Origin of the sequence: Mucilaginibacter sp. (assembly GCF_039921305.1) — a bacterium.
Classification (GTDB): Bacteria; Bacteroidota; Bacteroidia; order Sphingobacteriales; family Sphingobacteriaceae; genus Mucilaginibacter.
On the sequence record NZ_JBDSCA010000005.1, the window covers coordinates 1 to 23,795 of the forward strand.

General features: G+C 42.3%; 20 protein-coding genes. 6 read left to right on the top strand and 14 right to left on the bottom strand.

Annotation, left to right across the window (positions count from 1 at the left end; all coding sequences use genetic code 11):
• Nucleotides 1-74: 74 nt before the first annotated feature.
• The gene (locus ABIN91_RS00525) at nt 75-749 is read right to left on the bottom strand and encodes a porin family protein (RefSeq protein ID WP_348047308.1); all 675 of its coding nucleotides are present in this window, start codon (nt 747-749) and stop codon (nt 75-77) included.
• Between the two features lie 318 nt (nt 750-1,067).
• Here ABIN91_RS00525 and ABIN91_RS00530 point away from each other — a divergent pair, with 318 nt between their 5' ends.
• Entirely contained in the window at nt 1,068-1,835 is a 768-nt protein-coding gene (locus ABIN91_RS00530; protein ID WP_348047310.1) for an SMI1/KNR4 family protein, read from the top strand.
• Nucleotides 1,836-2,005: 170 nt separating this feature from the next.
• Here the strand turns inward: ABIN91_RS00530 and ABIN91_RS00535 are convergent, their stop codons facing one another.
• Nucleotides 2,006-4,384: a ribonucleoside-diphosphate reductase subunit alpha gene (locus tag ABIN91_RS00535; protein WP_348047312.1), complete on the bottom strand. Its 2,379-nt coding sequence runs from the start codon at nt 4,382-4,384 to the stop codon at nt 2,006-2,008.
• A 138-nt stretch (nt 4,385-4,522) separates the two neighbouring features.
• Nucleotides 4,523-5,497, bottom strand: a complete 975-nt coding sequence (locus ABIN91_RS00540) for a ribonucleoside-diphosphate reductase small subunit (protein ID WP_348047314.1) — start codon at nt 5,495-5,497, stop codon at nt 4,523-4,525.
• A gap of 592 nt (nt 5,498-6,089) precedes the next feature.
• Between ABIN91_RS00540 and ABIN91_RS00545 the strand changes: the two genes are divergently transcribed.
• Nucleotides 6,090-7,466 (top strand): DNA/RNA non-specific endonuclease, encoded by a 1,377-nt coding sequence (locus tag ABIN91_RS00545; protein ID WP_348047316.1) that lies wholly within the window; start codon nt 6,090-6,092, stop codon nt 7,464-7,466.
• Nucleotides 7,467-7,629: 163 nt separating this feature from the next.
• Here ABIN91_RS00545 and ABIN91_RS00550 read toward each other — a convergent pair whose 3' ends face one another.
• Nucleotides 7,630-9,300 (bottom strand): 2-oxo acid dehydrogenase subunit E2, encoded by a 1,671-nt coding sequence (locus ABIN91_RS00550; RefSeq protein WP_348047318.1) that lies wholly within the window; start codon nt 9,298-9,300, stop codon nt 7,630-7,632.
• Between the two features lie 49 nt (nt 9,301-9,349).
• Nucleotides 9,350-10,345, bottom strand: coding sequence for a pyruvate dehydrogenase (acetyl-transferring) E1 component subunit alpha (gene pdhA, locus ABIN91_RS00555; RefSeq protein ID WP_348047320.1), 996 nt, complete (start codon nt 10,343-10,345; stop codon nt 9,350-9,352).
• Between the two features lie 238 nt (nt 10,346-10,583).
• Between pdhA and ABIN91_RS00560 the strand changes: the two genes are divergently transcribed.
• Nucleotides 10,584-11,162: an NlpC/P60 family protein gene (locus tag ABIN91_RS00560; protein ID WP_348047322.1), complete on the top strand. Its 579-nt coding sequence runs from the start codon at nt 10,584-10,586 to the stop codon at nt 11,160-11,162.
• Nucleotides 11,163-11,225: 63 nt separating this feature from the next.
• Nucleotides 11,226-12,344 carry a CapA family protein gene (locus ABIN91_RS00565; protein WP_348047324.1) on the top strand — a complete coding sequence of 373 codons (1,119 nt, stop codon included), beginning with the start codon at nt 11,226-11,228 and terminating at the stop codon, nt 12,342-12,344.
• A 40-nt stretch (nt 12,345-12,384) separates the two neighbouring features.
• Here the strand turns inward: ABIN91_RS00565 and ABIN91_RS00570 are convergent, their stop codons facing one another.
• On the bottom strand, nt 12,385-12,564 hold the full coding sequence (locus ABIN91_RS00570) for a hypothetical protein (protein WP_348047326.1): 180 nt from the start codon (nt 12,562-12,564) through the stop codon (nt 12,385-12,387).
• 86 nt (nt 12,565-12,650) lie between these two features.
• On the opposite strand from ABIN91_RS00570, the gene ABIN91_RS00575 reads away from it, so the two are divergent.
• Together ABIN91_RS00575 and ABIN91_RS00580 are read left to right on the top strand one after the other, a co-directional pair.
• The gene (locus tag ABIN91_RS00575; RefSeq protein WP_348047328.1) at nt 12,651-13,601 is read left to right on the top strand and encodes an SPFH domain-containing protein; all 951 of its coding nucleotides are present in this window, start codon (nt 12,651-12,653) and stop codon (nt 13,599-13,601) included.
• Nucleotides 13,602-13,723: 122 nt separating this feature from the next.
• Nucleotides 13,724-14,272, top strand: a complete 549-nt coding sequence (locus ABIN91_RS00580; RefSeq protein WP_348047330.1) for a hypothetical protein — start codon at nt 13,724-13,726, stop codon at nt 14,270-14,272.
• Here the strand turns inward: ABIN91_RS00580 and ABIN91_RS00585 are convergent.
• The 8 genes from ABIN91_RS00585 to ABIN91_RS00620 all read right to left on the bottom strand — a co-directional run bounded on the left by ABIN91_RS00585 (nt 14,262) and on the right by ABIN91_RS00620 (nt 23,696).
• Nucleotides 14,262-14,837, bottom strand: coding sequence for a 5-formyltetrahydrofolate cyclo-ligase (locus ABIN91_RS00585; RefSeq protein WP_348047332.1), 576 nt, complete (start codon nt 14,835-14,837; stop codon nt 14,262-14,264). The genes ABIN91_RS00580 and ABIN91_RS00585 overlap by 11 nt on opposite strands.
• A 59-nt stretch (nt 14,838-14,896) precedes the next feature.
• Complete coding sequence (gene efp / locus ABIN91_RS00590; RefSeq protein WP_348047334.1) at nt 14,897-15,460, bottom strand: elongation factor P; 564 nt, start codon at nt 15,458-15,460, stop codon at nt 14,897-14,899.
• Between the two features lie 59 nt (nt 15,461-15,519).
• Nucleotides 15,520-18,360, bottom strand: a complete 2,841-nt coding sequence (locus ABIN91_RS00595) for a pitrilysin family protein (protein WP_348047336.1) — start codon at nt 18,358-18,360, stop codon at nt 15,520-15,522.
• 72 nt (nt 18,361-18,432) lie between these two features.
• Nucleotides 18,433-19,083, bottom strand: coding sequence for an ABC transporter ATP-binding protein (locus ABIN91_RS00600; protein ID WP_348047338.1), 651 nt, complete (start codon nt 19,081-19,083; stop codon nt 18,433-18,435).
• Nucleotides 19,084-19,154: 71 nt separating this feature from the next.
• On the bottom strand, nt 19,155-19,937 hold the full coding sequence (gene lpxA / locus ABIN91_RS00605) for an acyl-ACP--UDP-N-acetylglucosamine O-acyltransferase (protein ID WP_348047340.1): 783 nt from the start codon (nt 19,935-19,937) through the stop codon (nt 19,155-19,157).
• Entirely contained in the window at nt 19,934-21,340 is a 1,407-nt protein-coding gene (locus tag ABIN91_RS00610; RefSeq protein WP_348047342.1) for a bifunctional UDP-3-O-[3-hydroxymyristoyl] N-acetylglucosamine deacetylase/3-hydroxyacyl-ACP dehydratase, read from the bottom strand. The genes lpxA and ABIN91_RS00610 overlap by 4 nt, the downstream gene beginning before the upstream one ends.
• Nucleotides 21,341-21,361: 21 nt before the next feature.
• Nucleotides 21,362-22,408, bottom strand: coding sequence for a UDP-3-O-(3-hydroxymyristoyl)glucosamine N-acyltransferase (lpxD, locus tag ABIN91_RS00615; RefSeq protein ID WP_348047344.1), 1,047 nt, complete (start codon nt 22,406-22,408; stop codon nt 21,362-21,364).
• 61 nt (nt 22,409-22,469) lie between these two features.
• Nucleotides 22,470-23,696, bottom strand: coding sequence for an HD domain-containing protein (locus ABIN91_RS00620; RefSeq protein ID WP_348047346.1), 1,227 nt, complete (start codon nt 23,694-23,696; stop codon nt 22,470-22,472).
• Between the last annotated feature and the right edge of the window lie 99 nt (nt 23,697-23,795).

Consider the following 23,795-nt stretch of genomic DNA (forward strand, 5'->3'; position numbering starts at 1 on the left):
CAGCAGACTTGTCGCGCGAAAAAGATTTCTCCCTCCGGTTCGAAATGACATGGAGGATAATTAGTTAACGGGCCTTAAAACTTCACCCCTAACCCAATTTGCCAAACCTGGTTATTATACTGCGGAATATCAGATATCCCTGCAATACTGGTGCTCTGCAAATCAATATTATACCTTGCACGCAATTCAATGTTCGGGTTTAACTCTAATCCAACGCCCACAACACCACCAATTAAGGTTTTGTTATAGCCATCGGTAGCCTTGTTGTAAACATCTTGCGTTTGAGTACTGTAGCCATTATTAAACTTGTTTTGTGTTGATAACAGGAACGAAACCTGCGGACCAACCACAAAATTAAAGTTAGGCACCGGCCTGATCTTTAAAAGCAATGGCAGATCGATCCAGTTGGTACGTTGCTGAAACTCACCAGTTGACGTTATCGCGCTGTAACCTTTACCCGAGTAAAGCAGATCGGCCTCAAACCCGAAAGGATAGCTGATAGGAACATCCATAGTAACCCCGGCATTTAAACCCGCCAGTGTACCGGTAGAAAAATTGGAATTGTTCACATTAACAATGTTCGAAATATTTACCCCACCCACAATACCAAACTTCACCTGCTCCTGAGGCTGTTGTTGCTGCCTTTGATTACCCTGCGGACGATTACGAGGATAATAACGGCGATGTTGCGCACTTACCGAACCCGCCAGTAACAGCAGGCATATTGCCGAATAAAAGATCTTTTTCATGTCTGAAAGTTTTTTAATTTTCAAGATATAGATAAAAGAATAAGGCAAAGGTTTTGTTTCATTATTGATTTTAACAATAATTAACAATTGGATGATAAATGGGAATTAAGTGCTTTTAAAAGTAAGAACGTAACCACCCTGTCATTGCCAGGTACGAAGCAATCGCACGGAGGCAAAGCAGTTATGCATGTTCGCCCTGTATAGTTGCAACAAGCGAGCACTTGCGGTAGCGGGGGGGCTTGTATAACAACTAAACTTTGATTATTCTTGAATCCAATACTAATCGTTACCTTAACAGTGTATCGTAAGCTTCTGAACATGGATATCCCTAATATTATAAACTATCTTAAAACACATTTAGATCAAACAGATATTACGCTTAACCCAGGAGCAAGCCAAGAATTGATCGCGAGATTTGAAGAGGCACGAAATAGTAAGCTACCTGATGACATTCGACTGTTTTATGAGTTCAGCAACGGGTTTAACTCTAAGGAAGATGATTTTAACATCGTTCCTTTGGAAGATCTTGCAGACATTACATATCACGAAGAACTATTCATTGCTCAATTCTTGATATACTGCGATGCCTGGGAATTAGAAATAGATTTGAATAACCCCGATAGCTACGGTATATTCGTCATACAGAACGACAGTTCTAAAATTGTGCTAACCAATTCCTTCGCTGAATTCTTACAAAGATTTCTTAATGGTGGACTGTATGGCAAGGGCGGTTTATATGATTGGGCTGAAGAGCTACAAAGGCAGAAACAAGACCATTCCAAAGAGGTTGTTATTGTAGCGAATTTAATTTTTTCAGGAAATGCTAGTAGTTATTATCGGTTTCCAATAAGAGAGAACTTAAGACTATCATTTTTACTTAATGGTGCTGCTATTGCAACTCCATCTGAGTTAATAGTTGACGATGCGATAAAGTTTAATAAGTCGTACAGGGTTCAAATAATCGTTATAAATCAAGATGTTTTAGAAGATTTGATTTACATAGGCAATGAGTTTCACTTGGCTACTTTTACTATTTTATTAGCAAAAGGAACTATACTTAGTATAAGCAAAAGGTTTCCAAAATAATCTCGTATCCCCTCGCTACCGCAAGTGTCCTCACTTGTGGCTTTAGGACAAGCGAACATTACAGAGCAGCTCTGTAGGTCACAGATTAAACCAACTCAAATAAACAAAAAAACCCTTTAGCTAAAAAACTAAAGGGTTAAAAAATGTGGGTTTGGTTTGAACTATCTTAATTATCCAGAGCAGCTAATGCACCCCTCTTCCATCGAACAAACTGGTCCTTCAGGTATTTCGTCTACTACAACAACACCATTATCAGGCATAACCGGGTCCATAGCTTTGCCGCCCTGGCTCTCAATGGTAAATTTAACCGCTTGCGATGCCGCTTGAGTACGCAGGTAATACATACCGGTTTTCAAGCCTTTCTTCCATGCGTAAAAATGCATCGAGGTTAGTTTAGAAGCATTTGGCGAGCTAACAAACAAGTTTAACGATTGCGACTGGCAAATGTAAGCGCCCCTATCGGCAGCCATATCAATAATGGTACGCATCTTAATTTCCCATACGGTTTTGTACAGTTCCTTAATGTCGGCAGGTATTTCAGCGATGTCCTGGATAGATCCATTCGCGCTGATGATCTGGTTCTTCATTTCGGTGGTCCAAAGGCCCATGTTAACCAAATCGCGCAATAAGTGTTTGTTTACGATAACAAATTCACCGCTCAATACACGGCGGGTGTAAATGTTTGAGGTATATGGCTCAAAACACTCATTGTTACCCAATATTTGCGATGTAGAAGCCGTAGGCATTGGCGCAACCAATAACGAGTTACGTACACCATGGTTCATCACGTCCGAACGTAAGTCTTCCCAGTTCCAACGGCCGCTATCCGGAGTAACGTTCCATAAATCGAATTGAAACTGTCCTTTAGATAATGGTGAGCCTTTAAAGGTTTCGTACGGGCCGTCTTTAATAGCCAAGTCCTTAGAAGCCGTCATGGCAGCAAAGTAAATGGTTTCGAATATCTCTTTGTTCAGTTGTTTAGCTTCTTCGCTTTCAAATGGTAAACGCAGGCGGATAAACGCATCAGCCAAACCTTGCACACCTAAACCAATAGGGCGGTGGCGGAAGTTTGAATTGCTGGCCTCAACAACCGGGTAGTAATTATGATCGATGATCTTGTTCAGGTTTAAAGTTACCTGGTAAGTTACTTCGTATAATTTATCATGATCAAATACACCAGCGGTAATATATCTTGGCAAAGCTAACGATGCCAGGTTACAAACGGCAACCTCGTCAGGAGCGGTGTATTCAATAATTTCGGTACAAAGGTTCGAGCTTTTAATGGTACCTAAGTTTTGTTGGTTTGATTTGCTGTTGGCAGCATCTTTATACAACAAATAAGGGTTACCGGTTTCAACCTGGGCATCTAATATGGCAAACCAAAGCTCTTGCGCTTTAATGGTTTTACGGGCACGGCCTTCGGCTTCGTAACGGGTGTACAAAGTTTCAAACTCTTTACCCCAGCACTCGTGCAAGCCCGGTGCTTCGTGCGGACAGAATAAGCTCCAATCGCCATCTGCTTCAACACGTTGCATAAACAAATCACATACCCAAAGGGCATAGAACAAATCGCGGGCACGCATTTCTTCCTTACCGTGATTCTTACGCAGATCAAGGAACTCAAAAATATCAGCATGCCAAGGCTCTAAGTAAATAGCGAAGGCACCTTTACGCTTGCCACCACCCTGATCAACATAACGGGCGGTATCGTTAAACACCTTCAGCATCGGTATGATGCCGTTGCTTGTACCATTAGTACCGCTGATGTACGAACCTGTAGCACGTACATTATGTACGCTCAGGCCAATACCACCTGCGCTTTGTGATATTTTAGCGGTTTGTTTTAAGGTATCGTAAATACCATCAATACTATCATCCTGCATGGTTAATAAAAAGCACGACGACATTTGTGGTTTAGGAGTACCGGCGTTAAACAAAGTAGGCGTAGCGTGAGTGAACCAACGCTCGCTCATCAGGTTATAGGTTTTGATAGCGCTTTCTACATCTTCCTTATGGATACCAACAGATACACGCATAAACAAGTGTTGAGGGCGCTCGGCAATTTTGCCGTCTATTTTCAGCAGGTACGATTTTTCTAAAGTTTTGAACCCGAAGTAATCAAAACCAAAATCACGATCATAAATAATGCTGCTATCCAGTAATTCAGCATTAGCTTCAATAACCGCCCAAACATCATCAGCGATAAGCGAAGCATCTTTACCCGTTTTTTTATCAACGTAGTTGTACAATAACTTCATCGTCTCGGAGAAAGACTTGATGGTGTTTTTGTGCAAGTTTGATACCGCTATACGCGATGCCAGTAAAGCATAATCGGGGTGCTTTGTAGTTAACGACGCCGCCGTTTCTGCCGCAAGGCTATCCAGTTCAGATGTGGTTACCCCATCGTACAAACCCTCAATCACCTTTTTAGCCACATCTATCGGGTCAACTAACGCTGGGTTTAAGCCATAACATAGTCGCTCAATTCTGGCCGTGATCTTGTCAAATTTTACTGTTTCCTTTTTTCCGTCGCGCTTAAGTACAAACATGTTGCCCCCTCCTTACTCCCCCAAAGGGGGAGAGATTTTTAAAATTGTTAACTATTATTAATTAGGTATGTATCACCTGTTTCCAGGGTATCAAGCTATTGTAAGTCCTCTCCTTTGGAGAGGATTTAGGTGAGGCTCTTAGAAATCCTCATCCATCGAGAACGACTGGCCCTTAACATCGCTGCTAAGTACACCGCTCTTTTGGTAATCGCCCACACGCTTTTCAAAGAAATTGGTTTTCCCTTGCAGGGATATCATTTCCATAAAATCAAACGGGTTGGTAGCGTTATATATTTTTGGATAGCCAAGCTCCTGCAACCATCTGTCGGCTACAAATTCGATGTACTGGCTCATCAGTTTCGCGTTCATGCCAATCAGGTTAACCGGAAGCGCGTCTGTTACAAATTCTTTTTCAATTTCAACCGCGTCGGCAATAATAGCCGTTACCGCTTCGGTTGATAGTTTGTTGCTTAGCATACCATAAAGCAAACAGGCAAACTCGCAATGCATACCTTCGTCACGCGATATCAGCTCATTGCTGAAGGTTAAACCCGGCATTAAACCACGTTTTTTCAACCAGAAGATAGAGCAAAAGCTTCCTGAAAAGAAGATACCTTCTACAGCCGCGAAAGCAACCAAACGCTCGGCAAAGCTTCCGTTATCTATCCATTTCAATGCCCATTCGCCTTTTCTCTTTACACATGGTATAGTATCTATAGCGTGGAACAAACGGTTTTTTTCGGTAGCGTCTTTAATATAAGTATCAATTAACAAGGCATAAGTTTCTGAGTGGATGTTTTCCATCATGATCTGGAAACCATAAAAACAACGCGCCTCGGGTAACTGTACCTCGCTCATAAAGTTTACAGCCAGGTTCTCGTTCACAATACCATCGCTTGCCGCGAAAAATGCCAATACGTGCGAAATAAAATAGCGCTCGCCATCGTTCATCTTGGCCCAATCCTTCATATCGTCAGATAGGTCGATCTCTTCTGCTGTCCAGAAACTGGCCTCGCATTTTTTGTACATCTCCCATATTTTGGGATAATTGATAGGCAGAATCACAAAGCGGTCCTTGTTTTCTCTTAGCAATAATTCGTCTTCCTGGCTCATATTCTGTTATCTCTTTTATTAATTGTACAATGGTTTCATTAGCGACGACGATGCTTATCCCTTTTTTCACAAAGAGCTTCGGCAAAGCTTCCATCAAAATTTTATTCGTAAAAATATTTAACAACTATTGGCCTGCTGCCTGCTTATCAGCAAATAATCCGGAGTCAATCTGTTTAACTCATTACCCAATTTTTCAATCGGGTAGTTAACAGTAAGTTAACTTTATTCGCTGCGGCATAAGCCGGCCCATGCATTTAACACGGTTACCTTTTTATGTGTTACAACCTAAATTGCAACGGGCTGTTTAATTGTTTGAAAGAACGTAAACCAAAGTTACATACTATACCCTAAAGGTTGTTATCCTATTTATAAACATTAGGGTTAGTTTTACACACATTTGATAAACATTTTCCGGCCGGATAATATATCAAATCGTACTGCATATTACGGGTAATTTTTAAACATTCATCGCCGCATTTATCAACATATTAACATTCTTGATTTTATTTTATTTGTTAACATTAACTTAACAACCAATGGGTTAGGTAAGTCGTAAACTTGAAAAACTAAACACTAACTAAACATTATTTGTATGAAACTAACTAAGTTTTTCATTTACCCTTTAGCAGCGGTCTTATTTCTAAGCTCGTGTCAAAAGGAGGCTTCGGCTCCGGTTGTTGATTCACAGTCAGCACCATTTTCCTTTAACGGTTCAATAGCGCAAGGCTATGCCATCACCCAAACTTTCGACGAAGGTTTTGAGGCCGGTACTAAAACAGCTTACGCCATTGCCAACGTAACCTTCGGCAGTGGGAGCTGGAGTTTGGATAACGCCCTGGTAGGCACCAGCACATCCGATCCTAAAGTAGGCACACACTCCGTTCGCATTACCCAAACAGGTATTGTAGGTATGAATTTTGATGTAACAACAGGCGCGTCAACAGTAACCATTAAACATGCTGTTTACGGCAGCGATGCTTCATCAACCTGGGGTTTGTACATGTCGGTTAGCGGCGGGGCTTATTCACAGGTCGGTTCAACAGTAACTACATCATCAAGTACCATAGCAACCGCGAGCTTTGCCGTTAACACCAACGGAACCCTGCGTTTCCAGGTGCGTAAATTAACCGGAGCTGCAAACCGTATCAACATCGACGAGTTTACCGTTAATAGTTACGACAGTGGCTCAGGCGGTGGCGGAGGGGGTACAACCGGCGATAACAGCAACATGCTGTTAGGCAACCCAAGCGGAGCTACAACCAGCATCACTACAAGCTATAACAACTTTTTGTACGATCATACCCAATACATTGATAGCTATAACCGCGATAAAGGCGTACCAAACTGGACAAGCTGGTACGTAGGCCCAACAAGCTTAGGCTCTGCCGCGCGTCAGGACGATTTTAGGGCTGATACCGCCCTGCCAAGCGGCTGGTACGAAGTTGGTTCTTCAAGCTACTCGGGTTCTGGTTTCGACAGGGGCCATAACTGTCCATCTGCCGATCGTACCTCAAGCGTTGCCGCTAACTCTGCCACCTTCCTGATGGACAATATGATACCGCAGGCGCCAAACAATAACCAGCAAACCTGGGGTAATTTAGAAGACTACGGCCGTACCCTGGTAAACGCCGGTAACGAGATCTACGTGATCATGGGAATCTACGGCTCTGGCGGTACAGGCTCAAGCGGCTCTGCAACAACTATTAACAGTGGCCACGTTGCCGTACCATCACACGTTTGGAAGATCATCGTTGTGATACCTAACGGCAATGGCGATTTAGCACGCATCACGGCTTCAACCCGTGTAATTGCTGTTGATACACCAAACATCAACACCGTAAGCAGCACATGGCAAAACTATATCACCACAGTTCAGGCTATTGAAAATGCTACAGGTTATTCATTCTTCACAGCTTTACCGGCATCAGTAAAAGCCGCGCTTGAAACTAAAGTTGATCCGGGTTCATAATTAACCCCATCAATATCTCACAACAAAAAACGCCGGGTGAATGCCTGGCGTTTTTTGCTTCTTTCTACTTTCGTTACAGCAAACTGAACAGGAGCCCACAGACGGACACAAAAAAAGCCGATATCAATGATACCGGCTCTTCAAATATTCGATTAAGCAATTCTTAAAACAACAACCTAACAGGCTCTTCTAACAATGCTTTTAAAGTTTGTAAAAATGCGGCGGCAGTAGCGCCATCAACAGTACGGTGATCCGCGCTTAGCGTAACCTTCATTACGTTACCTGGTACAACCGCGCCGTTTTTCACAACCGGAACCGCTTGTATACCGCTAATGGCTAATATACATGAGTTTGGTGTGTTAATAATAGCCGTAAACTCGTCAACACCAAACATACCTAAGTTTGATATGGTGAAGGTTGAGCCTTCCATTTCGTTGGGCTGTAATTTTTTAGCTTTTGCTTTACCCGCGAAGTCTTTAACCTCGGCGCTGATGTGGCTCAATGATTTACCATCGGCAAATTTGATAACCGGAACCAGCAAACCTTCATCAACCGCAACGGCCACACCAATGTGAACGTGCTCGTTGTAACGGATCTTATCGCCCAACCATGATGAATTGATATTCGGGTTTGTTTTCAACGCGATAGCTGTAGCTTTCAACACCAGATCGTTAAACGATACTTTAGTTGGAGCGTAAGCATTGATCTTGTTACGGGCCTCAATAGCTGAATCCATATCGATAGACATGGTTACAAAGAAGTGAGGCGCGGTAAACAAGCTTTCGCTTAAGCGCTTGCCAATAACTTTACGCATTTGAGTAACCGGTTTTTCGGTAAAGGTTTCAACACCAACATACTCAGGTATCTTAACCGGAGCCGGTGCTGATTTACCAGCGGCCGGAGCAGCCTCGGCAGGTGCAGGAGCACTTGCAGCAGGTTTAGCAGATGGCGTGTAAGACTCAACATCTTTTTTCACTATACGGCCACCTTCGGCGCTTCCTTTTATTTCAGTTAGGCTAATGCCTTTATCTTTTGCAATTTTGCGTGCCAATGGCGATGCCTTTACACGGCTATCGTCAGCTTCTTCAGCAGATGCAGATGTTGCTGCAGCGGCCGCCGGGGCAGCTTCGGCAGCAGGAGCGGCTTCTTCGCTTTTAGCAGCAGGCGCAGCGTTACCAGCATCAAGCAATGGCTTAATATCGGTACCTTCTTTACCAACAATGGCTATAATATCGTTAACCTTAGCGGCTTTACCTTCTTCAACACCAATGTATAATAATGTGCCGGCTTCGTAACCAACAACATCCATGGTAGCTTTATCAGTTTCAACATCGGCTAACGAATCATCGCTCTTTACCTTATCGCCAACTTTAAAGTTCCACTTGATGATCACACCTTCGGTCATGGTATCGCTCATCAAAGGCATACGGATAACCGTTGCCGGGATCTTAGATAGATCAACAGCCGGAGCGGCAGCTTTCTTTTCTTCAACCGGAGCGGCAGCAGGTGCTTTATCAGCAGCAGGCGCGGCAGCTTTCTCTTCGGCTTTTGGAGCGCTTGCGCCATCGGCATCCAGAGCAGCTTTAAAATCTTCGCCCTCTTTACCTATTACAGCTATAACACCGTCAACAGGCACAGCTGTACCTTCGGATATGCCAATGTATAGTAATGTACCATCCTGAAACGACTCAAAATCCATGGTGGCTTTATCGGTCTCTATCTCAGCCAATACATCACCCGATTTTATCTTATCGCCAACCTTTTTATGCCACTTAGCCAATACCCCTTCGGTCATGGTATCGCTCATTTTAGGCATTTTAACTACTTCAGCCATATATTTACTTGATGAATAGTTTTATAATATTTTGTAAACGTGTTTGTAATTAGTCTCTGATGTATGGATAATCCTTTTGTACATACACATCGGTGTACAATTCAGATGCTTCCGGCCAAGGTGATTCTTCAGAGAATTTTACTGATTCATCAACAATGGCTTTGATCTTTTCGTCAATTTCTTCAAACCATTTGTCGTCAGCATATTTCTCAGCGATGATGGTATTTTTAACCGTTTCGATAGGGTCTTTCGCTTTATAGCTTTCAACCTCATCTTTGGTACGGTATTTTTGAGGGTCGGACATCGAGTGACCTTTGTAGCGATAAGTACGCATCTCAAGGAAAGTTGGTCCGTCACCTTTACGGGCACGCTGAACAGCTTCGTCCATCGCGTTGTGTACCGCAACCGGGTCCATACCATCAACCGCAGATGAAGGGATCCCGTAAGGTAAACCTAACTTGTAAATATCTGGCTGGATAGTAGTACGCGCTACAGATGTACCCATGGCGTAACCGTTATTCTCGCAAATAAAGATCACTGGGAGTTTCCATAAAGCCGCCATGTTAAAGGTTTCGGTTAATGCACCCTGGCGCACTGCACCATCACCCATGTAAGCGATGTTCACGTTATCGCGGCCACTATATTGGTTAGCGAAGGCAACACCAGCACCCATCGGGATCTGGCCACCTACTATACCATGACCACCATAAAAATGGTTCTCTTTATCAAACATGTGCATTGAACCGCCTTTACCTTTAGAGCAGCCAGTGGCTTTTCCGTAAAGTTCGGCCATTACAGCGTTCGGGTGGGTACCTTTGGCTAAAGCGTGAGCATGATCGCGGTAAGCGGTTATCATACTATCATCATGCCTGATTACCGACATGGCTCCGGCCAGAACTGCTTCCTGACCTATATACAGGTGGCAAAAACCCCTGATCTTTTGCTGACCATATAACTGACCTGCTTTTTCTTCAAACTTGCGCATTAAAAGCATTGATTCGTACCAATGCAAATAAGTGTCTTTGGTTATCGCGACTGAACTCATGTGTTAAAAAAGAACTTTTAATTTTAAGATGCGCAAATCTAATTATATCCACGTAAAAAGCGAAACCCGAGCGAGTTTGTTTAACTTTTATTATATTTTTTTTGGAAAACTAAATTTTTAGGCTATCTTCGAAACCTGATAAGAATGTTAAAAGACCAAACGCTACCTGTTTGATGAACTTTTAAGTTATCAGTTTAATAAATATTGTTGCAGATCCCTAACAACAAAAAGAGATTAAATGAAGAAATTTTCTATCCTGTTTGCATTGTTCATCAGCGTTACTATTGCTACCGTACAAGCTCAAACAAAAACAGTACCAAACACAACACAGGAAGCTGCTGATGATCAGGACAAAAGCTTAGTTAAAGATTACCTTTCACAAATAATGGGCGTAGCGTTGTCTACAACCTCAAATGTTAAACTTTTTCAATTTGTTTACGACTGGATTGGCACTCCATACCGTTTTGGTGGCAACACTAAAAAAGGTATCGACTGTTCAGCTTTTACTAAAGAGTTGTATAGCAAAGTGTTCAACTTAGATATTCAACGCAACTCACGCGATATTTTCAGCATGGTTAGCCCTGTTAAAAAAGATGAGTTGAAAGAAGGTGACTTAGTATTCTTCAAAATACACAGCCGCAGCATATCACACGTTGGTATTTACTTAGGCAACAACAAATTTGCACACGCGTCAAACAAAGGCGTATCTATCAACAATCTGGACGACGATTATTACAGCCGTTACTTTTACCGCGGTGGTCGTTTGCTGGATTCGTTTAAAAAAGAATTAGAAGTAGAATCGAAAGACTCAAAATAACCAATTATAGTCCTCAATTAGAGAATCCTTTCGCCCATCGAAAGGATTTTTTTTTGACCTGATATGATGAATCACTCCCGCCTAATACCATTATCCGCCCTTTTCGGGATCATATTTCTGGCATCATGCGGGGAGCAGGCTCACACTGTTTTGTATTCCGAAAAGCCAAAATCCATCATAATACCCCAATCAACACTAAAAACACAACATAACGATACCATAACCATTGCCGCCGTTGGCGATATGATGTTGGGCACTGCTTATCCAAACGCCTGGAATCTGCCACCAGATAGCGGTAAAAACAGCCTAAAAGCCGCCGAAAAGCATCTAAAAGAAGCTGATGTAGCCTTCGGCAACCTCGAAGGCACTTTGGTTGATAGCGGTGTACCCATTGGTAAAAAGAAACTCAAGCCATACTCCTTCCGCATGCCTGTAAAATATGGTGGCTTATTTAAAGCTGCCGGTTTTAAAATGTTAAGCATCGCCAACAACCACATTGATGACTTTGGTGATCAAGGCCGCAAAAGCACCGCGAAAGTTTTAGATAGTATTGGCATCTATCATGCCGGTTTACAAATACACCCCACATCCATATTTACTATTAACGGAGTTAAATATGGTTTCTGCGCTTTCTCGCCAAATGCACAGGTAGTATCATTTCATGATTATAAAGGCGCGGCCCAAATTATCAAAAACTTAAAACAACAGGTTGATATCGTTATCGTATCCTTCCACGGCGGCGGCGAAGGTGTAGGTTACGAGCATGTGCTTTGCCAAAAAGAATCTTACATCGGCGAAAACCGTGGCGATGTTCACGCCTTTGCTCATAATGCCATTGATGCAGGTGCCGATGTAATATTTGGTAACGGCCCCCACGTTAGCCGCGCTATGGAATTATACAATAAACGATTGATAGCTTATAGCCTTGGCAATTTTTGCACCTATAAAAATGTAAGTGTAGCCGGGGTATGCGGCCTTGCTCCATTACTAAAGGTGCGCCTCAATAAAAAGGGTGAGTTTTTAAACGGCAATATCATTTCGTTCACCCAAAACCATAATAATGGTTTGCAGCGCGATAGTTTAAACCGCGCCGTTAACCGGATTAAATATTTGACAGAGATGGATTTCCCACAATCTGGGTTAACCATCACCAATGCTGGTTTAATAAAACCAGTAAATTAGATTTGACAACTTTTAAAAAGTTGTCAAATCTTTACGGATGCTAAGCCTCATCCTTAGTAACCCTTACCAAACTGATTCCCGAAAAGAAGAATAGCAGCCCAATAATGGCGAATACCGTAATATTAGTTGCCGCTGCCGATTTATTGATGATGGCAATACCGGCATAAATAAGCCCTATAATTCCTAATACGGTTAATATGGCTCCAAAAGTACGTTTCATGTTCATGGCTATAATTGTTTTTACTGATACCTATCAAAAAGTCAACCATTTATAAACCTTTAGTTATATTCGTTAAATTAATCGTTATGGAAATGATCCCAACACTCATTATTGTCGCCGTAGTTTTACTATTGATTTTTTCGGCGTTCGTGTCTATCCAACAAGGCACAATAGCCGTTGTAACTGTATTTGGAAAATACAGTCGCATTTTAACGCCGGGCTTAAATTTCAAAATACCCTTGATAGAGATGATCTCGTCGCGTATTTCTATCCAAAACCGCTCTGTCGAACTGGAGTTCCAGGCCGTTACTGTCGATCAGGCCAATGTATACTTTAAAGCCATGCTGTTATATTCTGTTCTGGATCAGAACGAAGAAACCATCAAAAACGTAGCCTTCAAATTTGTTGACGAACGCAACCTTATGCAAGCCCTCATCCGCACGGTTGAAGGTTCCATTCGTGCCTTTGTTGCTACAAAACGCCAGGCAGATGTACTGATTTTAAGGCGCGACATTGTTGATCACGTTAAAGAACAATTGGACCAAATCTTAGAAACCTGGGGATATCACCTGCAAGATCTGCAATTGAATGATATTACCTTTGATGATGTGATCATGAAATCAATGAGCCAGGTAGTAGCCTCGAACAATTTAAAAGCCGCTGCCGAAAATGAAGGTCAGGCCCTGTTGATCACCAAAACCAAAGCCGCCGAAGCAGAGGGTAACGCCATCAAAATTTCCGCCGAAGCAGAACGTTCAGCCGCCCAATTACGCGGACAAGGTATCGCCCTCTTCCGCGAGGAAGTGGCCAAAGGTATGAGCGTTGCCGCGAAAGAAATGAAAGAAGCGGATATGGATACCTCGGTAATTTTGTTTACCATGTGGACAGAAGCCATCAAACACTTCTCCGAAAACTCCAAGGGCAACGTTATCTTCTTGGATGGTTCTGCAGATAATATGCAACGGACCATGAAAGAGATGATGGCATTAAATACATTAAGCGCCCAAGGTAATACCAAGGATACAAAATCTAAGTAAAACCTTACACAATACATTCAAACCCGGGGCATAACAGCTTCGGGTTTTTTGTTGGTAATTTAACTATTGCAAAATAAACCAAAGCATAATTTATTGGTCTATCCATCGTTATCCTGATAGAAATGAGAACAAAGATTAGTGTGCGATTGATTGGTGTAGTTTTTTTATTCCTTCTTCCGTTTTTGACCCTCGCCCAACCTTACCGCAAACTCAGCACCCGCGATTTTACCGGCGCACCTGCTAACGATGGTTTTGCCGCTTACACTTATTGCTATGTAAGTTATTCCTATCAGCCAACAAGGCGCAATGGTAATTATAATATTGATTTTAATGTGCAGTTGCAGATGAACCCCGGCAGATCATGGATAAAATATGCCCAGGTAAACAATCCCAATGATTTACAGGATGTATTGAAGCACGAGCAGGGCCATTACAACATTGCCTACTTAATGAGGAACGAACTTTACTCGGTTCTATCCCGCCACCGGTACACCTCAAACTATCAGGCCGAAATTGCCAGCCTTTTCAGAGAAGTAGATAACAAATACCATAAACTCAACAGCGATTACGAAACCGAAACCCAGCATATGGCCGATATCCGTAATCAACAAAAATGGGATCTATGGTTCAGCAAACAACTAAACACTACCGAAATAGCATCTAACTATTAAACACCCAAACTTTTTCAGGAGTAATGCATTGGTGCAATGGGATGTCATACTGGTTAATATCCTCAATAAGTTCTACCGGCTCAAAAAAAGACAGCCCGATAAACCGGGTGCCCGGTTTACAATCTGCCATAAAACGATCGTAAAAGCCTTTGCCATAGCCAGCACGGTAACCTTTCTCATCAAAAGCCAACAGCGGAACAATAACCATATCAATATCTCTGTTTGATATGGTGTTTCCTTTTATAGGTTCAGGTATTCCATAAGCGTTAGTATCTATTTCCAGATCAGTATCTTCAAGGTAATGCACCATCGTATTCGCAACAAAATCAGATTTAGGAAAAGCCAGCCTAATTTGTGGATGCACTTCCTCTAACCACTCCGCAAAACTAAATGTATTGGGTTCACGTCGTTCAAGCATCGGCAAAAACAAGCTGATGTAATTGATATCATTCAAATCCACACTTTTAAACTGATTCAATAGCCCTTCGTTAAAGCTTGCATACTCATCCGGCGACAGATCCATGCGCTTTTGTAGATACAGCTTGCGTAATTCTTGCTTTTTCAAGTTGATGCTAATAAAAAAAGGCTCCCAATTTTGAGAGCCTTTCTATGAATAATTAATTCTTATTTCTTTGCACGCTCAACATAATTACTGCTGGCCGTATCAATTTTAACCCTATCGCCAATATTGATAAACAATGGTACATTAATTTCGGCACCGGTTTCAACGGTGGCTTTCTTTATTGCACCGGTTGATGTATCACCCTTAACTGCAGGCTCAGTATAAGTTACCTCTAACTCTACCGAGTTTGGCATCTGGCCTATAATAGGCTCATCGCTTTCAAAAGCGACAACCACATTCATACCCTCTTTCAAAAACTTTACCGCGGCGCCAAATAAGCCTTTAGGCACGTTAAACTGGTCGTAAGTGTTAGTGTCCATTACAACTAAAGCATCACCATCCATATACAAAAACTGGTAGTCGTTGGTTTCTACACGTGCAATTTCAACATCCTCATCCGTACGGAAACGGTATTCAACCAACTTGCCGCTTTTAACGTTACGCATACGGGCCTGGTAAAAGGCGCGCAGGTTACCCGGTGTACGGTGAATGATCTCTTCAACCTGAATCAGTTCGCCATTAAAGCGAAGTATACTGCCATTTTTTATTTCTGATGCTTTAGACATAAAACTCTTAAAAATTTAGAACCGCAAACTTAGCCACTTGTGTTGTAAATTACAAACAACTATTTAACAGGTTCGCCATCGGCATCAAGCTCAATAATCTCATAACCTAACTTTTGCAAGCCGGGTAAAACCCGGTCTTTATCACCAACTACCAGTATCACCATTTTATTGATGTCTAAGTATTTTACAGCTAAAGCATCAATCTCTGGTTTGCTAATACCTTGCAGTATCTTGTTTTGCTCATCGGCAAAAGTAGGTTGCAATTTGTATTGTTGTATCCTTGATAAAAATGCTGCCTTTTGCTGATTAGTTTCGTATTTACGGGCATCGCTCTGGCTAATGGATGCTTTGGTAAAAACCAACTCAGCCGGCGTAATACCATCCTGATGATAGTTTTTGATCTCCTTTACAAACTCCACCACAGAGCTATCAGTAGCCCCCGCTTTAACACCCGCCGAAGCAGTGAACACACCATCGTACCTATCGCCTATAAAATTGGCTCTCGCACCATAAGTCCAACCTTTAGCTTCACGTAAGTTAAGGTTAATGCGGCTATTAAAGCCACCACCCAATGCATAAGCCATAATACCCGAACGGTAATATTCGCCCAAAGCATCATATTTCAAATCCGTTTCGTTACCGATCCTGATCTCGGATTGTGCCGCTTTAGGGACGTTAACCAGGTATAATTTAGTTTGAGTAAATGTTTTTCCAGGTGCTGGCGCAGGTACATCAACCGCTTTAACAGCCCAGTTATTTAAAAAGCCAAGGCTCGCCTTTGCTTCTGCCTCGGTAATATCGCCAACTACAACAACTTCGCTAACAGACGGCGAGAAGTTATTATCGTAAAATGCCTGTACATCGGCCAAAGTAATATTGGCAACAGTTTCCGGCGTTCCAGCTACCGCATAAGTGCTGATACTTTTTGAGCCTTTTAAAATTTTATCATACACACTGGTTGCAACGCCCGCAGGCTGGGTTTTAGCAGTTTTTAAACCCTGTATCAATTGTTTTTTAATGCGCTCAAGTGTTTCTTCTGTAAATTTAGGATGCATCATCCGCTCTTCTAACAAAGCAACGGTAGTGGCCAGGTTCTTCTTTAAAGCCGACATACTAAAACTCATACTGTATTCACCCGGGCCCGCAATTACGCTTCCGCCAAGTTTTTGCAGTTCGGCGCTAAATGCTTCGGCTGTATGTTTTTGCGTGGCATCATTCAGCATACTCGCGGTAATAGCCGGCAACCCTGCTTTTGCTGGGGCTTTAGCCATTAACAAGCCGCCGCCTTTAATAGATATAGAAACCGATACCGTAGGTATTTCATTGTTATAAGTACCTATCATGCTAATACCATTCGGTGTTTTAGCCGTCCAAAAAGCTGGGGCTTTAACTACAACAGCTGGGCCTGTTGCCGGTACTTTACTCCGGTCAAATTTATCAATTGCCTTTTTGTATCTTAATGTGGCATAACCATAATCGGGGGCTTTGTAACCGGCCTTGTTAATGGTATAATTATCAGGCGCTAGGCGCATATCTTCTTTATCTTTGGGCAACACGCTCACAATAACTGCCGGTTTCCCTTTAATATATTGGTTATAAACCCGCATTACATCCTCTTTAGTAACCGCCTCAATCTCCTTGATCTCACGCTGTATCTGGTTAGGGTTTCCTGTTAAGGTTTGTGCAAGCGCCAATTCAGAAGCTTTGCCTGATACGCTGGCCAAACCATTAATAAACTGCGATTCTGAACTACCTTTAATACGTTTCAGATCTTCGTCTGATACTCCCTTAGCTTCAAATTCAGCTAACGATTTATCAACTATCGCTTTAATATCAGCCAAATTTTGGCCCGGGTAAGGCACAACGGTGATGCTGATCTCGCCCGATAATTCAGAATTTCCCGAGCGCATGCTGGCCTGTACCGCCTTCCGCGCTTTTACCAGATTTTGATATAAAACAGAGTTATTCCCCCGACCAATGATAGCTGCCAGGGCATCTAAAGCTGCCTCATCTTTATTATAAGCCTCAACACCCGGATAGGTTATGTTTAATAAAGGTAATTGCGCGTAGTTATCTACGTAAGATACATAACGGTTCTCGGTTAATACCGGAGTCGGCAAATGCATTTTAGCAGCAACCGGGCCACGTGGTATAGGGCCAAAGTATTTTTCAACCCAGGCAATAGTTTGCTTCGGGTTAATATCACCGGCAATGGTTACTGTAGCGTTATTAGGGTTATACCAACGTAAAAAAAAGTTCTTTAAATCGTTAACCCCAACCTTATTCAATTCTTCAATATAACCAATGGTTAACCACGAATAAGGGTGGCCGTAAGGGTACAGGTTTTTAGATACATACTCGCTTAACAAACCATACGGGCGGTTATCATAATTCTGTCCGCGCTCGTTTTTAACGGTTGCACGTTGTATCTCAAATTTCTTTTCGGTAACAGCATCTAACAAAAAACCCATCCGGTCGGCTTCAAGCCAAAGCATTTTTTCAACCTGGTTGCTGGGTACGGTTTCGTAGTAGTTGGTGCGGTCCAGAGTGGTTGATCCATTTAACGTTCCACCCGCTTCGGTAATTATTTTAAAGTGTTGCTGATCTGTAACGTGGTCTGAGCCCTCAAACATCATATGTTCAAAAAAGTGGGCGAAGCCCGATTTACCTATTTCTTCGCGGGCAGAGCCTACATGGTAGGTAACATCAACATGAGCCACCGGATCGGAATGATCTTCGTGCAATATCAACGTAAGCCCATTAGGAAACACATATTTTTCGTACGGGATAACGATTTCGTTCCCTTTGCGGGTAACTTTTTCAACCAGTTTAGCCTGGGCAAACGCGCCGCTGCCAACAACCACTGTTATACAGGTGCCGAGTAGTAATTTTTTAATCATATCTGGTGACTTTAATAAGAATTTAAAGCTACTAAAAAATAACTGTTCGCATAATCAAAAGAATGGAGAACATTATTTTTTATAGTCGGAGATATTCAAAATCTGGCTGCAAAAACCATACTCGTGCTGCTGATTGGAGCAAATGATGGTGAGCCGGTTAGCCGCGAATTTTGAAGCCAGATCAAGATACCAATCTACCCCCTGAACATCCAGGTTCGAGGTAGGTTCGTCGAGCATCAGCATCGCTGTATCCGAGCAAAAAGCCAGCGCCAGTTTGGTACGTTGTTTCATTCCGGATGAAAAGTAGCGGATCAGTTTATTCTTACTGTTTTGCAACCCCAATAGATCAATAACCCCCGCTTTATTCAAACCATCCCGGTATTTTTTGAACTGGAAATGAAAATCGATCATTTCATCCAAAGTAAACTCTTCGATCAATTCCTGGTATGGCGCTGCGAAGCTCAAGTGCTGATAAACGGATTCGATATCTATGGCCTTATCATCGAAAGCAAAATCAATGCTCCCGCTTGATGGGGTAAGGCTACCCGTTAATATTTGAAGTAATGTTGATTTCCCGGAACCATTTGGCCCAAGTATAGCGTAGGCGTTATTGTCGCCAAATGTGTAATTCACATCCCTGAATATCCAATCGCGATTAAAGCGGCGGCCAATATTTTGGAGGGAGATGGTTATTGGGTTCATAGTTGATGGTTCATGGATCATAGTAAGAAGGGAGGCGTTTTACGTGATCATATTTTACTATGAACTATCATCTATGAACCATGAACCCGTAATTACTGGTTACCAAAACCCTTCATGATACCACGGTTTGAGTTACGGATAAAATCCAATATCTCATCGCGGATCTCGGTGGGTTGGTATTCAGCTTCAATAATATCGAGTGCTTTAGTAAAGTTATGCTTTCTAACAAATATGGTGCGGTAAATATCCTGTATCTCGTTGATCTGCTCGCTTGAGTAACCCCTGCGGCGCAAGCCAACAGAGTTGATACCTACATATGATAGTGGCTCGCGCGCGGCCTTAACATACGGCGGAACATCTTTGCGCACTAACGAACCACCCGTTACAAACGCGTGCGACCCAACATGGCAAAACTGGTGTATAGCCACCATACCTGCCAGCACTACATAATCGTCAATGGTTACATGGCCGGCCAATGTGGTGTTATTGCTGAATATGCAGTTGTTACCTATAATACAATCGTGCCCAACGTGGCAATAGGCCATAATTAAGCAGTTATTACCCACTACGGTTTTCCAACGGTCTTTAGTACCGCGGTTTATGGTTACGCATTCGCGGATGGTTGTATTATCACCTATCTCAACAGTTGTTTCCTCGCCGGCAAATTTTAAGTCTTGTGGGATACCTGATATAACTGCTCCCGGAAAAATACGGCAGTTTTTACCGATACGGGCGCCATTCATAATGGATACATTCGGGCCGATCCAGGTACCTTCGCCAATTACAACATCCTTATCAATAGTTACAAAAGGTTCAATTACCACATTATCGGCTATTTTGGCCTGTGGGTGTATATACGCCAGCGGTTGGATCATGCTTCTAAACCTTTTACTTTTACAATTTGCGCCATTAATTCTGCTTCCACAACAATACGCTCGCCAACCATACCAACACCCCGCATTTGCGCTATACCACGGCGGATAGGCTGGAGCAGGTTACAATAAAATATCAGCGTATCGCCTGGCACTACCTTACTTTTAAAACGCGCGTTCTCTATCTTTAAGAACAAGGTAAGATAATTTTCCGGATCGGGCACGGTATTCAATACCAAAATACCACCGGTTTGCACCATAGCCTCAATTTGTAAAACACCGGGAAAAATAGGGGATCCCGGAAAGTGGCCCATAAACAAATCTTCGTTCATGGTAACATTCTTTAAACCAACTACGTGAGTTTTTGATAGTTCCAATATCTTATCAACCATCAAAAACGGCCAGCGGTGCGGCAGCATATTCATGATCTGAACGGTATCATAAACCGGCTTGGCATTAGGGTCGTAAACCTTAAAATGCTTGCGGCTGCGTTCCTTTTTAATTATCGCTTTTATCTTTTTAGCGAAGGCAACATTAGCCGCGTGGCCAGGCCTTGCAGCCATAATATGCCCTTTAATAGGCACCCCAACCAAAGCCAGATCACCAATCATATCTAATAATTTATGACGGGCAGGTTCGTTTTGATGACGGAGTTCTATATTATTCAAAATCCCTTGCGGGGCAACATCAATATCTTTGCGGTTAAACAGTTTAGCCAAATGATCAAGCTCGCCCGGGTTAACGTGCTTATCAACAACAACAATAGCGTTGTTCAAATCACCACCTTTTATCAGGTCGTGTTTCAGCAACATTTCCAGCTCATGCAAAAAGCAAAAGGTACGGCTTGAGGCTATCTCTTTTTTAAATTCAGAAATGGTAGATATACTGGCATGTTGGCTACCTAACACAGGTGAGTTATAATCAACCATGCAGGTAAAGCGGTAATCATCTAAAGGCATGGCAACCATCTCAACCTTTCGGTCTGGCTCCGAGTAATGGATGTTATCGGTAATATGATAATATTCCCTATCTGCATCCTGATCCATAAAGCCCGATTCCAGCATGGCATCAACAAATAAGATCGAGCTGCCGTCCATTATTGGGGTTTCCGGCCCGTCCACATCTATCAACACATTATCAACCTCCAAACCTACCAACGCCGCCAAAACGTGTTCAACAGTACTAACACTGGCGCCGTTTTGTGTAATGGTAGTACCGCGTGATGTATCGGTAACATTATCTACATCAGCGTCAATTATCGGCTGTCCGGGAAGGTCAACCCTTCTGAATTTATAACCGTGATTTTCTGGTGCCGGTCTAAAGGTCATTGTTACGCTTTCGCCTGTATGTAACCCTGTACCCGAAACCGAAACCTCGGTCATTATAGTTCTTTGTTTTGCATTCATATTATCTGTAATTGCGGCCGGCTATTTTATTGCTACCGTGCGTAGTTCAGCAATTATTTTTTCTAATTCTATTATTCTTTTTTCCAGGTCCGGCAAACGCATCGATACGATCTGCGAACGCATATGATCTGTATATGCTGTAGCTGGCGCACCGGCCCATTTTTTATTTTCGACCTCTATAGAGCGGCTAATGCCCGATTTTGCCTGTATTTGTGTGCCTTTAGCTATACTAATGTGACCAACAATACCCACCTGGCCACCAACAATACAATTCTCCCCAATTTTTGAGCTACCCGATATCCCGGTTTGCGCTGCAACAACAGTATTGGCCCCTATTTCCACATTATGTGCTATCTGGATCAGGTTATCCAGCTTTACACCCTTACGGATAATGGTTGAACCTAAAGTAGCCCTGTCAATAGTGGTATTGGCACCAACTTCAACATCGTCTTCAACAATAACATTACCTATCTGGCTCACTTTTGTATAGCTTCCATCGCCATTAGGCGCAAAGCCAAAACCATCGCCGCCAATAACCGTTCCCGAGTGGACTATCACCCGGTTACCAATGTTACAATCAAAGTAAACTTTTACCCCGGCATAAAAGGTAACGTCGTTACCAACAACCACATTATCGGCTATGTACGTATTAGGATATATTTTGCAGTTATCGCCAATTACAACATTCGGTCCTATATAAGCAAAAGCGCCAACGTAAGCATTTTTACCAATTTTAGCACTTGGATGAATAAAACTTGGTTCTTCGATTCCCGTTTTATTTAATTTAATGGTATTGTATTTTTCGAGGAGGACCGTGAAAGCGCTATAAGCATTTTCAACGCGTATCAAAGTACCTTTTACCGGCTCGCTCAAAACCAGGTCGCTATTAACAATAACGATCGATGCATTAGTGGTATACAAATACTGCTCGTATTTAGGATTAGCCAAAAACGATAATGAACCCGGGCCTGCTTCCTCGATCTTAGCCAGTTGGTTAACCGACACACTCTCGTCACCCTCTACGGTGCCATTAAGCATAAAACTTATTTGCTGTGCGGTAAATTGCATCCGACAAATTTAAAGGTTAATATTAAAGCAACAAATTATTATCAAATGGTGGTATTACGATTTATAGTACACCTTTGATACAACACAATACATATTTTTTAACAGTTTTAGCCAATGCCTCTAAATTTGAGTTATCACTCGCTGTGGTAATATCCTGTACACTCCCATCCTTCATCAATATCCTTATGTTACCATCGCCAACTTTGTAAGCCTTGTTTGTGATACTATCTGTAAACACAAAATACGAGGCTTCATCCTCGGTGATGCCATATTGTTCAATTGCGCGTTCAACCAATGTGTTAATTACGTCGGCTGTTGGTGCAACGTTGCTTATTTCAACATGGTATAGATTTCGCGTTATCAGGTTTTTGCAAAGCGATGATAATATAAAGTCATCATGCGTTGCCCACACCTTAATGGCCGACATAATATCGGTGTCATCAAGACTCGCAAAGGTATCTAAATCATTGTTACTATTTACAAAAGCGTTAATAGTTATACTGTTTGTTAAAAAATACTTTAAGGCGGGTGTAGCAAACAGGTCTTCCCCTTCAAGCGCAAGCTCCCTGCTGCGTTCCAGTATCTTGCCCAGCATCAACTCGCCGGCTATTACTGTTTTATGCAGATATACCTGCCAGTACATCAGGCGGCGGGCCACCAAAAACTTCTCGATAGAGTAGATCCCTTTCTCTTCAACCACCACATGATCGTCCTTAACGTTCAGCATCTTGATGATCCTGTCAAAGCTGATCACCCCCTCTGATACCCCGGTAAAAAAACTATCCCGGGTTAAATAATCCATCCTATCCATATCCAACTGGCTCGATACCAATTGATGCAGAAATTTTTTATGATAAGTACCATTAAACACATCAATAGCCATAATTAAACGCCCATCAAATTGTTCGTTTAGCCTATCCATCAATACCGATGAAATATCTTCGTGCGATATACCTTCAACAATAGTTTGTTCTAAAGCATGCGAGAATGGGCCGTGGCCAATATCATGTAGTAAAATGGCAATGGTTACAGCTTCTTCTTCTTCGGGCGTAATATCGTGGCCTTTATTACAAAGGGTTTCTATGGTGAGGCTCATCAGGTGCATGGCACCTAAGGCATGGTGAAAGCGTGTATGCAAAGCACCCGGATAAACCAGGTGAGTCATCCCCAATTGTTTAATATAACGTAACCGCTGAAAGTACGGGTGCTCTATCAGATCAAATATCAGTTCGGATGGAATAGTAATAAACCCGTAAACAGGGTCGTTTATAATCTTCTTTTTATTCAATGTAATAAATATGATACAAAAATGTTAAATTATGGTTAATTGCAACATTTTATTTTAGTTAATTTTTGTTAATACGGCTATATGTCGGCAACAAAAGCT